Here is a 15,234-nt window from a genome sequence, read left to right as displayed (position 1 = left end):
GATACGCCCTCGTCAATCCCTTAATAGCAAAATGCCTTTTGATCGGCGAGAAAGTCAGCAGGCCTCTTAGTTAGCCACGACCTCTTTCGCCTGCGGGATGTGACACCAGTTGTTGTTTTCGTTAATACCACCGTCCGGTGAAGTATAGCCAAGACAACCCATGATGGTGTCGTACAGCTCTACGTGACGGCGTGGCACTTTCATATCAGCTTCTTTTTTCAACTGCGCAAATGCCTGCGCGTTGGCTGGATTTTCCAGATATTTATCCGACATCCAGACCATCATCGGTACGCGGAACTGCTCCGGCGGTGCCAGTTCACGCGGTGTGCCGTGCAGGTGCTCGCGTTCGTTAATTGACTCACCGTGGTCAGCTGCGTAGAACACAATCGCTTTCTTATCGCGAACCTGATCAATCACGCTGGAAATAAAGTGATCCACATAGGTCACCGAGTTGTCGTAGGAGTTGATCATCTGCGCTTTGGTACAGCCGCTATCAACACCAATACATTCTGGCTTCCACTGCGCAAAGCTGCGCGGGTAACGCTGGGTGTAGTTAAAGTGCGACCCCTTGGTATGCAGAATGATCAGATGCTTACCATCCGGGTTGCGCCCCAGCGATTGCTGCATTTCGTCTACCAGCAACATATCATCTACCGGCTTGCCGCGGTTACGCGGTTCCGCACCAATCTGCTCACGATAAGCAATGTTGTCTGCCATCGTGTTGCTGTAGAACCACATTTCGCTTTGCATAGCGTAGAGATCAGAACTGAATCCTAACTGCTTCAATACCGCGAAAATGTTCTGTTCTTTTAATGTGCGCTGCGGATTATCTTCTGCTCCACCCTGACGCACAAACATGCAACGCAGAGAAAGTTTGGTCGCCGTGTCACAAGAATAGCCACGAAACGCCGCCAGATTTTTCTCCTGAGCCAGTTTCGGTGTGGTATTGCGTTCATAGCCGAAAATGCCCATATGATCCCAGCGCGTGGTTTCACCAATAATGAAAACGACATATGTATCATCAACGTTTTGTGGAGCCTGGTACGTAAACTTCTTCGCAGGGTTAAGGAGAGAATTGTTATCGGAAGATTCATCGACCCGCGCCCAGGCATAAAGACCTAACGCCGAAAGCCAGTTTGATGGCAGATAAGAGTTCGCGACAACGCCACCATAACTCGGCAAATCAACACCTGTCGCCCTCTCCACTTTCTTCTGCTGGATATCCAGCAAACGAATCGGTGCCCAAACCATAATACCTGCCAGTACGACGACCGCCAGACTCCGAATACGTTGCCCTGGGGTTCGCAGTTGTCGGAGCAAGGTGTAGCGACAGCGGTTATTCCAGATAAGGATAAGAGGTAATGCGCTTACGGCGATTAACCAGAGAATAAAGTTCAGACCAACAACTTCTTTTGACAGATCGATATCGGTGGTCATGACGGATGCGATGATGCCATAACCAATGACCACATTAAGGAAAGTCATGTAATAGCTGGCACCTGCAGAAAAGAGCACCACCAGCGATGCCAGAATTCGCCAGCTGCGGCGGCCAAACAGCGAAAGCAGACGCAGTAAAAAGAAGGTCACCAGTACGGTAGCGACCAGTTCAACAACAGCAGAAACGCCTTTCCAGACGGTAAAATCGTGCGCATAGCTGCCGAAGCGGCGGTAAAAAACCGCGCCATTCATAAAAAGGCCAATATAGATTGCAAGCAAAAAGCTCAGCTTCTGCTGTGTAATCGATTTGATGTATCTCATGCAAACAAACCCTGGACAAACAGGTGATAACACCCTGCTTAGTGGCTTTTCAGGCCCGGCAGGGGAAAAGTGCGGAGGTAGTCAGATAAGTAAAATCTACACGCGCGAATAAGTAGACCACAGCAAAGGGAAAAAGTGTGGGGAAAGAGTGTGCATGAAGCACAAATTTACAAAAATGCAAGTTTGAAAAGAGACTTTAGCGTTACAAAAAGCAGTAAAAAGGGCCAGTTCACTGGCCCAAATTTTACGCGTCATTGTTTATACATTGCGTTGAAGCGTTTGATTCACACTAAGGCTAAAGCCCAGTAGCTCGCGGCAGGTCATTAAAGGGAGCCATGCGCCTCACGCAACATTTTCTGCTCTGGCTGGCGAATCGTCGTAGAAAGCGCCAGTGACAGAATCAGCAGGGCGAAAATCACGTAGAAAGTCACATAGAATCCGCCAAACAGTGAAGCGATAATCGAACCACAAATGCTGCCGATACCGAAACCGAGGTAAATCACACCGTAGTTTTTTGCCAGATTATTTAGGCCGAAGAACTCACTGACCAGTGACGGGAACACCGTGATAGTGCCGCCGAAGTTAAATGCCACGCAGGCAATCGCTGCAAAGAACGTCACTGCATTCAATGGGGCAAACAGCAGGGCCGCCATGCCCACCAGCGAAATGACCTGACCAATGGTGATAACACGGATACGGGCGATTTTGTCAGACAGAATGCCCAGCACCAGACGACCAGAAAGGTTGGCGATGGAAATAACCGTCACAGCATTGGCTGCGGAAATTGCATCAAGATGCGCCAGACTTTGAGCGATATCTTTCGCCACGCCAATCACATACAGGCCACTCATGCAGGCAGTCAGGAACATAACTGCTAACATCCAGTACTGCGGTTTACGCATCGACTCTGCCAGCGTGTAATCCTTCTCCACCACACCATTGCTGGTTTTCACTTCCTGTTTCGGCGCATCTTTCATTAACGTTGCGCCAAAGACAATCATCACCAGTACAATCGCGCCCCAAATAACAAAGGTTTTTTCCAGACCGACCGTTTCCAACAGTTGCGTATCGATAAATTTGAAACCCAGACTACCAAGTCCATAAGAACCAATAGCGAAAGCAGAGATGAGTCCCTTACGCTCCGGGAACCACTTCACGCAGTTAGAGAGCGTCAACAGGTAACCCGCACCATCCGCCAGACCAACCAACACACCGGCGCTTAACCACAGCATCATCAGGTTGTTGGAATGTGCTGTCAGGAAGAAACCTAATCCCAGCAAAATGCCGGAAGCCATAGTGACGCGTTTAACACCAAAACGTTCTTGCAATTTGCCCGCAACAGAAGACGAAATTGCCAGCCCCAGACTTAACAAGCCGAAAGAGAAAGCAACCTGGCTTACCGGAGCCCCCAGCTTGGCAGAAAGCGCGCCGTTAAACAGACTCCAGGTATAAACCGACCCCAGGGCAAACTGGGTAATGATAGTACCGATGAGTGTCAGCCAGCGAGTACGCTGATAATTTGAAGGTGTCATGGCAGTATTCCTGCAGTAATAAAAAGGAAAAATCTCTGCCGACAACCATAACGAAGTGCACTTTATGCCTGGGGAAAAACGGCATGAAATGCCATCAGAACGGAATGAAATGCATTAGTTCAGGAATGAATGACTCGACAATTATTCACCAAATTTATTATTTAGTAAGTTAGTCCCCACTATCGCCACATTAGTTGTTATTTATGGGTTTCAATTGTATCTATAACGTTAAAATCTGGCGCTAACCCCCATCGTATACAGATAGTCATTATTGTTCGTGGTATTTTCTGCCTGAGATAACGCAGCGTAGGCGGCAATATTTTGATTGAGCAACATATCAGCACCTACCGTGACATCCAGCCAGTTGCCGTTCTGGTTTGTCGCCGTCATCCGGCTTAAGCCTGATTGCGCCTTCCAGATATTCTCGCCAAATTGCTGGTTATAGCTGATTTGCGCCCAGGGTCGGAGATCGCCAAGCCGGGAGTCAACACGCCAGCCTAAGGTACTCACGCTGGCATGCCATAACGGATCAGTCAGTGTAGTAGTACTGTCGCCAAACTCGTTATACATCGAGGTGGTTGTACCATCGTAATGTAATGCCGCGACCGGGCCGGTTGTAACCTGTTCATATAAAGGAAAATTCCAGCCCATACTCATACTGCTGGTCACATCCACAGGGGTTTCTTCCGCCAGATTGACTTCCAGTCCCAGCGCCCTTTGGCTACTTTGAATACGTTGCGACAGAATATCGTTGTAATCAGGTTGATGATCGCTATCCCAGGTGTAGCGCTCTGTAGAATGTCCGGGTTGCGTATCAACGATATATTCTTGTTGCCAGGCGTAAGCTGTGTTGAGAAAAAAGGCACTGATTACCACGCTCGCCAGCAGGCTTAACTGCCAGCGACCACCGCTTTTTTTTATGATCATTAACACGACTCCAGAGAAGAGCCGAATTCGGCAATATTATTGTCATTGTATGAAGGATATCGGGCATAGTAGCCCTGTATTAAATATTGACTTTTTCACCGATGCGTCAAGAAAAGCGGCTGAAATTTTTACGATCGGGTACATAGCGAGGGAAAGTATGGAACGTTGCGGCTGGGTGAGTCAGGACCCGCTTTATATTGCCTACCATGATAATGAGTGGGGCGTGCCTGAAACTGACAGTAAAAAACTGTTCGAAATGATCTGCCTTGAAGGGCAACAAGCAGGGTTATCGTGGATCACCGTCCTCAAAAAACGCGAAAACTATCGCGCCTGCTTTCATCAGTTCGATCCGGTGAAGGTGGCTGCAATGCAGGAAGAGGATGTCGAAAGACTGGTACAGGACGCCGGGATTATCCGCCATCGCGGGAAAATTCAGGCAATTATTGGTAATGCGCGGGCGTACCTGCAAATGGAACAGAACGGCGAACCGTTTGCCGACTTTGTTTGGTCCTTTGTCAATCATCAACCACAGGTGACACAAGCCACAACGTTGAGCGAAATCCCTACATCTACGCCCGCCTCCGACGCTCTATCTAAAGCCCTGAAAAAGCGTGGCTTTAAGTTTGTTGGTACCACAATCTGTTACTCCTTTATGCAGGCATGTGGGCTGGTGAATGATCATGTGGTTGGCTGCTGTTGCTATCCGGGAAATAAACCATGATTCGGGAAGCGCAACGTTCAGAACTCCCCGCGATCCTCGAACTGTGGCTGGAAAGTACAACCTGGGGGCATCCCTTTATAAAAGCGAATTACTGGCGTGATTGCATTCCGCTGGTGCGGGATGCCTATCTTGCCAACGCGCAAAACTGGGTCTGGGAAGAAGACGGTAAGCTTCTCGGTTTTGTCAGCATTATGGAAGACCGATTTCTGGCTGCAATGTTTGTCGCACCGAAGGCCGTCAGACGCGGTATTGGTAAGGCGCTAATGCAGTATGTGCAGCAGCGCCATCCCCATCTGATGCTGGAGGTTTATCAAAAAAATCAACCGGCGATAGATTTTTACCATGCGCAGGGTTTTCACATTGTCGACTGCGCATGGCAGGATGAAACCCAACTACCCACCTGGATTATGAGCTGGCCGGTGGTTCAAACGCTGTAAGTGTCAGTTCCGGACCGTTGTATTTTTCCAGCCATGCCAGCGCCGTATTACCCGCACAGCCATTCCCCAGCCGCGAGCTGGGGAGATCTTTGGTCAGAACGTTCACCGCGCCGTTTTTACAAATACCGTCAGCGGTTAAATCCAGATCCGGCCATGCCCCTTCATGAATGCAAATCACGCCAGGTTTAATTCCCTCGCTAATGACCGCTCCGGCAAGAATTTGCCCGCGTGCGTTCCACAACCGAACAATATCGCCATCTTGTATGCCGCGCGCCTGGGCATCGTCAGGATGAATGGTGACAGGCTCACGATTTGCCACCGCGTACAATTCGCGCAGAGAACTGTAATTCAGCTGGCTGTGCAGACGATGTGCCGGATGAGCAGAAAGTACCTGCAACTGTTCCGGTTCGGCATTGCCCTGCCATTCGTCCGGCTCCAGCCACATTGGATGCCCAGGGCAATCCGGATAAGCGTAATCGGCAATACGCTGCGAGAAGATTTCAATCTTGCCGCTGGCGGTTTTTAATGGATGCGCCTGCGGATCGCGGCGAAAATCGGCGAAGCGAATAAACCGCTCGCTGTCCGGGTTTTCCGGCATCTCAATTAACTGGTTGGCTTCCCAGAACTCAGCAAATGGCGGCAATTCAACCTGCTGGCTTGCCCCGCGCTGCCGTGCAACGTTATAAAACGTTTCCAGCCATTGCAGCTCACTTTTTCCTTCCGTAAACCGCGCACAGCAGCCCTTCTCCCAACGTTCACTCAACTCGGCAAAGACATCAAAATCATTACGCGCTTCATAACGTGGAGGCACCACTTGCTTCATCGGCACCAGATGCTGATTACTGTAATCGCCGGTCATGGTGAGGTCATTACGCTCAAACGAGGTGGTTGCAGGGAGGACGATATCGGCGTGTTTCGCCGCTGCCGTCCAGAAGCATTCGGAGATCACCACCAGCTCCGGTTTTTGCCAGGCACGAATCAGACGATTGGTATCCTGATGATGAGTAAAGTTGGCGCCGCCCGCCCACCAGATAAAACGAATATCCGGGAAGTGACGGTTCATGCCATTGTGTTGGTATGCACCGCCAGGGTTTTCCAGAGCTTCAACAATACGGGCTACGGGGATTTTATCTACCGCATCGGTGCCACCTGGCAAGCTACCCTGCATAGATGAAAGCACCGCAGCGCGGCGCGTAGGGTTACCACCATTGGCAAAATGGTAAGAAAGACCAAAGCCCCCGCCAGGCGTGCCGATTTGCCCTAACATTGCTGCCAGGGTGACGATCATCCAGTGTTTTTGCTCACCAAACTGCTGGCGCTGCATTCCCCAGCCAGCCATCAGCATGGTGGTATTTTGATGAAAAATAGCCGCCAGTTCGCGGATTTTCTCTGCGTTAATCCCACAAATCTCTGCCGCCCATTCGGCATTTTTCGCTATTCCGTCACTCTCGCCCAGCAAATAAGAGGCGAAGACGTCATAACCTGTGGTGCAACGCGCCAGAAACGCTTCGTCGTGCCAGCCATTTTCCACCAGCGTATGGGCGATCCCCAGCATCAGCGCAACATCGGTGCCCATGTGCGGTGCCACCCACTCCATTTTATCGCCAAAGAAATCGACGGTTTCCGATCGCATTGGATCAATGCAGATCAGCTTTTTCCCGCTGTCACGCAGTGCGGAAAAGTAAGAAAGCCCCTGCTCATCGGATGCATTCCACGCAATTTTCAGCGTATTGAGTGGGTTAGCACTCCATAGCACCACGACATCGCTATGTTCCAATACCAACGGCCAACTGGTTTGCTGTTGATAAACTTCGCTGCCCCCCACGACATACGGCATGATCGCCTGTGCCGCGCCGGTCGAATAATCCCCCAGATGCCCGGTATAACCGCCTGCCAGTGCCATATAGCGTTGCAATAATGTCGAGGCCTTATGCAGTACGCCGTTTGAACGCCAGCCGTAGGAACCCGCAAAAATCGACGCCGGACCATAAGCCTCACGAATACGTTTATGTTGTTGGTGAATAAGCTCCAGCGCCTCATCCCAACTCACGCGAACAAATTCATCCTGCCCACGAATGCCTTGCGGGTTTTCCGGTGACGCGAGAAAGCCCTTGCGCACCATTGGAAATCGTACCCGTGTTTTGCTGTGAACCTGGTCGCGAACCGCACTCTGCAAGGAGTTTTTCATTTCTGTGACTAACGCGCCACGCGAGCTAAACACGGTTTCGCCGTCGGTTTCAACCAGCATGGGCCCCCAGTGAGCGGCAGTAAGAACAGAATAACGTGAGGATGAGTTGGCCAAACCGAAGGCTCCTGAAAGATTAGATGTATTGAGCAGTTAAATATTACTTACAAATTTCCGAGTATTCCCAGGAATAATCTTCATGTTCACGCGGCATAATCTCCCGCCACGGAACCCGTGGCAAAGAATAAAAAGGTTATTAAGGATTAACAATGAAGAAACGTGTTTATCTTATTGCCGCCGTAGTGAGTGGCGCTCTGGCGGTATCTGGCTGCACCACTAACCCTTACACAGGTGAACGCGAAGCAGGTAAATCTGCTATCGGTGCAGGTCTGGGCTCTCTCGTTGGCGCGGGTATTGGTGCGCTCTCTTCTTCGAAGAAAGATCGCGGTAAAGGCGCGCTGATTGGCGCAGCAGCGGGTGCAGCTCTGGGCGGCGGCGTTGGTTATTACATGGATGTGCAGGAAGCGAAGCTACGTGACAAAATGCGCGGCACTGGTGTTAGCGTAACCCGCAGCGGGGATAACATTATCCTCAATATGCCGAACAATGTAACCTTCGACAGCAGCAGCGCGACCCTGAAACCGGCAGGCGCTAACACCCTAACCGGCGTGGCAATGGTGCTGAAAGAGTATCCGAAAACGGCGGTTAACGTGATTGGTTATACCGACAGCACGGGTGGTCACGACCTGAACATGCGTCTCTCCCAGCAGCGTGCGGATTCCGTTGCCAGCGCGTTGATCACCCAGGGCGTGGACGCCAGCCGCATCCGTACTCAGGGCCTTGGCCCGGCTAACCCAATCGCCAGCAACAGCACCGCAGAAGGTAAGGCGCAAAACCGCCGTGTAGAAATTACCTTAAGCCCGCTGTAATCCCTTTCATGCCAGGTGATGCAAAAATCACCTGGCATTCTTCAGTTTTCCTTCATCATATTTCAGGCTAAGGTGATCGCCTTATCAGTGAATGGAGAGAAGAATGAAGCCGTCCGTTATCCTCTACAAAGCCTTACCTGATGATTTACTGCAACGCCTGCAAGAGCATTTCACCGTTCATCAGGTGGCAAACCTCAGCCCACAAACCATCGAACAAAATGCAGCAATTTTTGCCGACGCCGAAGGCTTGCTGGGTTCAAATGAAAACGTTGACGCCGCATTACTGGAAAAAATGCCAAAATTGCGGGCCACATCAACGATCTCCGTCGGCTATGACAATTTTGATGTCGATGCGCTTACCGCCCGAAAAATTCTGCTGATGCACACGCCAACCGTATTAACGGAAACCGTCGCCGATACGCTGATGGCGCTGGTGTTGTCTACCGCTCGTCGGGTTGTGGAGGTAGCAGAACGGGTAAAAGCAGGCGAATGGACCGCGAGCATAGGCCCGGACTGGTACGGCACTGACGTTCACCATAAAACACTGGGCATTGTCGGGATGGGACGGATCGGCATGGCGCTGGCACAACGTGCGCACTTTGGCTTCAATATGCCCATCCTCTATAACGCGCGCCGCCACCATAAAGAAGCAGAAGAACGCTTCAACGCCCGCTACTGCGATTTGGATACACTGTTACAAGAGTCAGATTTCGTTTGCCTGATCCTGCCGTTAACTGATGAAACGCATCATCTGTTTGGCGCAGAACAATTCGCCAAAATGAAATCCTCCGCCATTTTCATTAATGCCGGACGTGGTCCAGTGGTTGACGAAAATGCACTGATTGCAGCATTGCAGAAAGGGGAAATTCACGCTGCCGGGCTGGATGTATTCGAACAAGAGCCACTGGCCGTAGATTCTCCGTTGCTCTCAATGGCCAACGTCGTCGCCGTACCGCATATTGGTTCTGCCACCCATGAGACGCGTTATGGCATGGCCGCCTGCGCCGTGGATAATTTGATTAATGCGTTACAGGGAAAAGTTGAGAAGAACTGTGTGAATCCGCACGTCGCGGACTAACCGCGACTGCGGGAAGTAAAGCCCGATAATCGCTCGGGCTTTTACTCTTTATTGGGTTGCAGTGACTGCTGTAGTCCAGGCCTGATTAAACGCCTGATGCTGTGCCGGTAATGGCGCAATCAGTTTGTTATATTCACTTGCCTGCTGCGAAGTCGGGAACTGGATGCCATTTGCTACAAAACTCACCTGAGTACCTTGCTGAGCAATGTAGTCTCCAACCATCACCAGTTGTTGCGTGAAAGTTTGTGCCGCCGGAATCAACGGTTGCAAAGCATCAGCTGGCGTCGTTACCACTTTGGTGAATGCCTGATCAAAGACCGGTTTCAGGTCATCGCTCTGTTTTAGCGCAGAGTGCGCAGCATCGGCCTGCAACTTCGCATTTTGCAACTGTTGCGCCAGTACGCCCAGAGAACCGTTCATTTCACGCAGTGGGCCGCTTTGCGTAACGTAATCCTGCGGTACGCGAATTGCGTTAACGCTGTCTACAACCGGACGCAGACCGGAATCCATTGCCTGATTCACCTGCTGAGAATAACCATACAGAATCGCGTAATCAGAGACAAAAGGACCAAACTGTTTTTTCTGATCGGCAGTCAGGGTTGGTAGACGTTCACCGCTACGCATCACTGTATTCTGCAGGAAGTCGATAAACGCTTTACGCTGATCGCCTTCTTTATCAAAACACCCACTCAGGCTAACTACCATTAATAACGCCGCAAGAGGCGCAAACCAGCGAGAGCAGGACTTTCCTGTCGCCATTTTCTTACTCCTTTCACCCAAAAAAAGCGCACAACGACACACGCGTGTCTGACGTGACAAGGATAGTCCAGGACAGGCTTGCAGGATACCCTTTCTACGTAATCTTCCTGGTAAAATAATGGAGAAAACGAAACAAGGTTAATTTGTTGTTTCATTGTTAAAAAATGACATTGCAGTTGCCTTTTTTCTAGCCAGAGATTTACGTCTTTACAGAACGCCATATTTTCGAAATCTTTACAATCCCGGAGTGGTAAAAGATATATCGGCATTTATCAGATCGTTAGGTCGCTATAAGTCACGCTAAGTGTCAGGCTGAATCGAATCACAGGCAGAGCATGCCCTGCCTTACTCCCGCTGTGTCTGCTTTTCCCGACTATTCTTAATGAGCTTCGATGCAATTCACGATCCCGCAGTGTGATTTGAGGAGTTTTCAATGGAATATAAAGATCCCATGCATGAGCTGTTGAGCAGCCTGGAACAGATTGTTTTTAAAGATGAAACGCAGAAGATTACTCTGACGCATAGAACAACGTCCTGTACCGAGATTGAGCAGTTACGTAAAGGTACGGGGTTAAAAATCGATGATTTCGCCCGGGTTTTGGGCGTATCAGTCGCCATGGTAAAGGAATGGGAATCCAGACGCGTTAAGCCTTCAAGTGCCGAACTAAAATTGATGCGTCTGATTCAAGCTAACCCAGCGTTAAGTAAGCAGTTGATGGAATAGACTTTTATCCACTTTATTGCTGTTTACGGTCCTGATGACAGGACCGTTTTCCAACCGATTAATCATAAATATGAAAAATAATTGTTGCATCACCCGCCAATGCGTGGCTTAATGCACATCAACGGTTTGACGTACAGACCATTAAAGCAGTGTAGTAAGGCAAGTCCCTTCAAGAGTTATCGTTGATACCCCTCGTAGTGCATTTCCTTTAACGCTTCAAAATCTGTAAAGCACGCCATATCGCCGAAAGGCACATTTAAATTATTAAAGGTAATACACTATGTCCGGTAAAATGACTGGTATCGTAAAATGGTTCAACGCTGACAAAGGCTTCGGCTTCATCACTCCTGACGATGGCTCTAAAGACGTGTTCGTACACTTCTCTGCTATCCAGAACGATGGTTACAAATCTCTGGACGAAGGTCAGAAAGTGTCCTTCACCATCGAAAGCGGCGCTAAAGGCCCGGCAGCTGGTAACGTAACCAGCCTGTAATCTCTGCTTAAAAGCACAGAATCTAAGATCCCTGCCAAATGGCGGGGATTTTTTTATTTGTTTATTCAGGAAATAAATAATCGTTCGCGTAATAAAATCTATTATTATTTTTGTGAAGAATAAATTTGGGTGCAATGAGAATGCGCAACGCCGTAAGAAAGGCGGGAATAACTTCCCGCCGAAGACTCTTACTCTTTCAATTTGCAGGCTAAAAACGCCGCCAGCTCATAATTCTCCTGTTTAATATGCAATTCACACAGTGAATCTCTTATCATCCAGGTGAAAAATAAAAGCGTGAAACAAATCACTATTAAAGAAAGTAATCTATATTTCTGCGGCATTCCCAGCCTCCTGTGTTGATTTCCAACGAGTAAGAGGCTAACCTTATGGTGTCTATGCATAGAGGGGCCTCACTTTGATTTATAGTCAGGTGGGGCTTTTCTCTGTCTGCCTTTCGGTGAATACCTGAGACAAACAGTCTCAAGCACCCGTGACTATTCTAGCTTAATAAGTTCTTTTCTTCTCCTTGATATAATCCTAAAAAAATCTCATAAAATTAATATATGAGGCAATCTTTATTCAGCAGAAGATTATTAAAGGTTGCTCTATTATTTAGCGATAAAAAAGCCTGCCAGATGGCAGGCTTTTTAATAACGACGTTATTACTGCAACAGCGAAATATCCGCAACTCGCAGGAATAATTCGCGCAGTTTCTCCAGCATGGTAAGACGGTTGATTCGCAATTCTTTGTCATCAACCATGACCATCACTTTATCGAAGAAGGCATCAACCGGTTCACGCAGCTCAGCCAGTTCGACCAGCGCATCCTGGTAACGACCTTCAGCAAAGTACGGCTCTAGCTTGTCACGTAGCACCACAACCTGCATCGCCAGTTTAATTTCTTCCGGCTCTTTCAGAGTAGAGGCATTCACGCGGTCGCTCAGCACTTCGTCAGATTTCGCCAGAATGTTAGATACACGCTTGTTCGCCGCCGCCAGTGCTGCAGCTGCATCCAGGGTACGGAAGTGCGATACCGCTTTCATTCGGGCATCGAAATCAGCCGGACGAGTCGGACGACGCGCCAGTACCGCCTGGATGGTGTCAACGGTGTAACCTTCGTCTTGATACCAGGCGCGGAAGCGACCGAGCATAAAGTCGATAACATCATCAACCACGTTGGCATTAGTCAGCTTATCGCCATACAGACGCACTGCTTCTTCGGTCAGGGTTTGCAGGTCAAGATTGAGGTTCTTCTCAACGATAATACGCAGCACGCCAAGTGCGGCACGACGCAACGCAAACGGGTCTTTGTCGCCTTTCGGATGCTGGCCGATACCGAAGATACCCGCCAGAGTATCCATCTTGTCAGCAATCGCCAGCGCACAGGCTACCGGGTTAGACGGCAGGTCATCACCGGCAAAGCGCGGCTGATACTGCTCGTTCAGCGCCACGGCAACATCTTCCGCTTCGCCATCGTGACGCGCGTAGTGCATCCCCATAACGCCCTGGGTGTCGGTGAACTCGAAGACCATGTTGGTCATCAGGTCGCACTTGGACAGCAGGCCCGCACGGGTTGCGTGGTTAACGTCAGCGCCAATCTGTTCAGCAATCCAGCCAGCCAGCGCCTGGATGCGGTCAGTTTTGTCGCGCAGTGTACCCAGCTGTTGCTGGAACAACACGGTTTGCAGGCGCGGCAGGTTATCTTCCAGACGTTTTTTACGGTCGGTGTTGAAGAAGAACTCGGCATCCGCCAGACGTGGACGAACGACTTTCTCGTTACCAGAGATAATTTGCTGCGGATCTTTCGATTCGATATTGGCAACGAAGATAAAGTTCGGCAGCAGTTTGCCGTCGTTCGCATACACCGGGAAGTATTTCTGGTCACCTTTCATGGTGTAAACCAGCGCTTCAGACGGCACCGCGAGGAATTTCTCTTCGAATTTTGCGGTCAGCACAACCGGCCATTCCACCAGCGAAGCGACTTCTTCCAACAGGCTTTCGCTTAAGTCAGCGTTACCGCCAATCTTACGCGCCGCTTCTTCGGCATCGGCTTTAATCTTCGCCTTACGTTCTTCGTAATCGGCGATGACTTTCCCGCGCTCACGCAGAATTTCCGGATACTGATCAGCATTGTCGATAGTGAATTCCGGCTCGCCCATAAAGCGGTGGCCGCGAATCACGCGATCGGACTGAATGCCCAGAATGGTTGCCGGAATGACTTTGTCGCCCAGCAGCAGGGTCACGGTGTGCACCGGACGCACGAAGTGCACGTCGCTTGCACCCCAACGCATCAGTTTCGGGATCGGCAGTTTCGCCAGCGAAGTGGCGACCATATTCGGCAACAGTGCTTCAGTGCTTTCGCCCTTCACGTGGGCGCGATACAGCAGCCATTCGCCTTTATCGGTAGTCAGACGCTCAGCCTGGTCAACGGTAATACCGCAACCACGCGCCCAGCCTTCTGCCGCTTTGCTCGGTTTGCCTTCAGCGTCGAACGCCTGGGCAATCGCCGGGCCGCGTTTTTCGATTTCACGATCCGGTTGCGCTTCCGCCAGGTTAGCTACTTTCAGCGCCAGACGACGCGGAGCAGCAAACCATTGAACGGTGCCGTGTGCGAGGCCTGCGTTATCCAGCTCCGCAGTAAAGTTCGCAGCAAAGGACTCAGCCAGGCTGCGCAGTGCTTTTGGTGGCAGCTCTTCAGTGCCGATTTCCACCAGAAAAGTTTTCTCAGACATAGCCGCCTCTTACTTATCTTTGTTGCACATCGGGAAGCCGAGGGCTTCACGGGAAGCGTAGTATGCTTCTGCCACTGCTTTGGTCAGGGTGCGAATGCGCAGAATATAGCGCTGACGCTCAGTGACAGAGATGGCTTTACGCGCATCCAGCAGGTTGAAGCTGTGGGCGGCTTTCAGAATACGCTCGTAGGCTGGCAACGGCAGCGGATTTTCCAGCGCCAGCAGCTGCTGCGCTTCTTTCTCGTATTGCTCGAAGCAGGTGAACAGGAAGTCCACATCCGCGTATTCGAAGTTGTAAGTGGACTGCTCCACTTCGTTCTGATGGAACACGTCGCCGTAGGTGGTTTTACCCAGCGGACCGTCGCTCCAGACCAGGTCGTAAACGCTGTCTACGCCCTGAATGTACATGGCCAGACGTTCCAGACCGTAGGTGATCTCGCCGGTAACCGGTTTACACTCCAGACCACCAACCTGCTGGAAGTAAGTGAACTGCGTCACTTCCATGCCGTTCAGCCACACTTCCCAGCCCAGCCCCCAGGCACCCAAAGTCGGGTTTTCCCAGTTATCTTCCACGAAACGGATATCGTGGATAGTCGGGTCCATGCCCAGCTCTTTCAGAGAACCAAGGTACAGCTCCTGAATATTGTCCGGCGATGGCTTAATGACCACCTGGAACTGATAGTAGTGCTGTAAACGGTTGGGGTTTTCGCCGTAGCGACCATCGGTCGGGCGACGAGAAGGCTGAACATAAGCAGCCGCCATCGGTTCTGGCCCCAGCGCGCGCAGACAGGTCATTGGGTGAGAGGTTCCCGCGCCGACTTCCATGTCCAATGGTTGAACAATGGTGCAGCCCTGGCGAGCCCAGTAATCCTGTAAGGTCAGGATCAAGCCCTGGAAGGTCCTGGTATCAAACTTTTGCATATTATTTCGTGCTGGATACGTGTGGATTTAAAGGAAGG

The 15,234-nt window shown here is 50.5% G+C and carries 15 protein-coding genes; 7 read left to right on the top strand and 8 right to left on the bottom strand.

Annotated features, from left to right (window positions below; translation table 11 throughout):
- Positions 1-66 precede the first annotated feature (66 nt).
- From eptB to AACU19_RS22335, 3 genes are all read right to left on the bottom strand, one after another.
- The gene (eptB, locus tag AACU19_RS22345) at positions 67-1,758 is read right to left on the bottom strand and encodes a kdo(2)-lipid A phosphoethanolamine 7''-transferase (RefSeq protein WP_001269242.1); all 1,692 of its coding nucleotides are present in this window, start codon (positions 1,756-1,758) and stop codon (positions 67-69) included.
- A gap of 323 nt (positions 1,759-2,081) precedes the next feature.
- Complete coding sequence (locus AACU19_RS22340; RefSeq protein WP_000189051.1) at positions 2,082-3,290, bottom strand: L-lactate MFS transporter; 1,209 nt, start codon at positions 3,288-3,290, stop codon at positions 2,082-2,084.
- Positions 3,291-3,518: 228 nt separating this feature from the next.
- Complete coding sequence (locus tag AACU19_RS22335) at positions 3,519-4,217, bottom strand: autotransporter outer membrane beta-barrel domain-containing protein (RefSeq protein WP_000584470.1); 699 nt, start codon at positions 4,215-4,217, stop codon at positions 3,519-3,521.
- 157 nt (positions 4,218-4,374) lie between these two features.
- On the opposite strand from AACU19_RS22335, the gene tag reads away from it, so the two are divergent.
- Positions 4,375-4,938 (top strand): DNA-3-methyladenine glycosylase I, encoded by a 564-nt coding sequence (gene tag / locus AACU19_RS22330; RefSeq protein WP_000438948.1) that lies wholly within the window; start codon positions 4,375-4,377, stop codon positions 4,936-4,938.
- Entirely contained in the window at positions 4,935-5,375 is a 441-nt protein-coding gene (locus tag AACU19_RS22325; RefSeq protein ID WP_032185397.1) for an N-acetyltransferase, read from the top strand. Before tag ends, AACU19_RS22325 begins: the two co-directional genes overlap by 4 nt.
- Here the strand turns inward: AACU19_RS22325 and bisC are convergent.
- Positions 5,344-7,677: a biotin sulfoxide reductase gene (bisC, locus tag AACU19_RS22320; protein WP_105278556.1), complete on the bottom strand. Its 2,334-nt coding sequence runs from the start codon at positions 7,675-7,677 to the stop codon at positions 5,344-5,346. The two genes, AACU19_RS22325 and bisC, sit on opposite strands and share 32 nt — an antisense overlap.
- A 152-nt stretch (positions 7,678-7,829) precedes the next feature.
- Between bisC and AACU19_RS22315 the strand changes: the two genes are divergently transcribed.
- Positions 7,830-8,489 (top strand): OmpA family lipoprotein, encoded by a 660-nt coding sequence (locus tag AACU19_RS22315; RefSeq protein WP_000747625.1) that lies wholly within the window; start codon positions 7,830-7,832, stop codon positions 8,487-8,489.
- A 103-nt stretch (positions 8,490-8,592) separates the two neighbouring features.
- The gene (gene ghrB / locus AACU19_RS22310; protein WP_105278555.1) at positions 8,593-9,567 is read left to right on the top strand and encodes a glyoxylate/hydroxypyruvate reductase GhrB; all 975 of its coding nucleotides are present in this window, start codon (positions 8,593-8,595) and stop codon (positions 9,565-9,567) included.
- A 48-nt stretch (positions 9,568-9,615) separates the two neighbouring features.
- Here ghrB and AACU19_RS22305 read toward each other — a convergent pair whose 3' ends face one another.
- Positions 9,616-10,326: a DUF3053 domain-containing protein gene (locus AACU19_RS22305; RefSeq protein ID WP_000190516.1), complete on the bottom strand. Its 711-nt coding sequence runs from the start codon at positions 10,324-10,326 to the stop codon at positions 9,616-9,618.
- Between the two features lie 433 nt (positions 10,327-10,759).
- Between AACU19_RS22305 and AACU19_RS22300 the strand changes: the two genes are divergently transcribed.
- The 3 genes from AACU19_RS22300 to AACU19_RS22290 all read left to right on the top strand — a co-directional run bounded on the left by AACU19_RS22300 (position 10,760) and on the right by AACU19_RS22290 (position 11,755).
- Positions 10,760-11,050, top strand: a complete 291-nt coding sequence (locus AACU19_RS22300) for an HTH-type transcriptional regulator (protein WP_000455798.1) — start codon at positions 10,760-10,762, stop codon at positions 11,048-11,050.
- A gap of 280 nt (positions 11,051-11,330) precedes the next feature.
- Positions 11,331-11,543, top strand: coding sequence for a transcription antiterminator/RNA stability regulator CspE (cspE, locus tag AACU19_RS22295; RefSeq protein WP_000014594.1), 213 nt, complete (start codon positions 11,331-11,333; stop codon positions 11,541-11,543).
- 140 nt (positions 11,544-11,683) lie between these two features.
- Positions 11,684-11,755, top strand: a complete 72-nt coding sequence (locus AACU19_RS22290) for a hypothetical protein (RefSeq protein WP_213045172.1) — start codon at positions 11,684-11,686, stop codon at positions 11,753-11,755.
- Here AACU19_RS22290 and hokA read toward each other — a convergent pair.
- The 3 genes from hokA to glyQ form a co-directional block, all read right to left on the bottom strand.
- Entirely contained in the window at positions 11,732-11,884 is a 153-nt protein-coding gene (hokA, locus tag AACU19_RS22285) for a type I toxin-antitoxin system toxin HokA (protein WP_001135731.1), read from the bottom strand. The genes AACU19_RS22290 and hokA overlap by 24 nt on opposite strands.
- 321 nt (positions 11,885-12,205) lie before the next feature.
- Positions 12,206-14,275 carry a glycine--tRNA ligase subunit beta gene (gene glyS, locus AACU19_RS22280; protein WP_001291786.1) on the bottom strand — a complete coding sequence of 690 codons (2,070 nt, stop codon included), beginning with the start codon at positions 14,273-14,275 and terminating at the stop codon, positions 12,206-12,208.
- 9 nt (positions 14,276-14,284) lie between these two features.
- Entirely contained in the window at positions 14,285-15,196 is a 912-nt protein-coding gene (gene glyQ / locus AACU19_RS22275) for a glycine--tRNA ligase subunit alpha (protein WP_001168544.1), read from the bottom strand.
- Between the last annotated feature and the right edge of the window lie 38 nt (positions 15,197-15,234).

This window comes from Escherichia sp. MOD1-EC4550, from assembly GCF_963876935.1.
In the GTDB taxonomy this organism is placed as follows: Bacteria; Pseudomonadota; Gammaproteobacteria; order Enterobacterales; family Enterobacteriaceae; genus Escherichia; species Escherichia coli_F.
The sequence above is the reverse complement of the archived record's forward strand: the minus strand, read 5'-3'. Positions and strand labels throughout refer to the sequence as shown.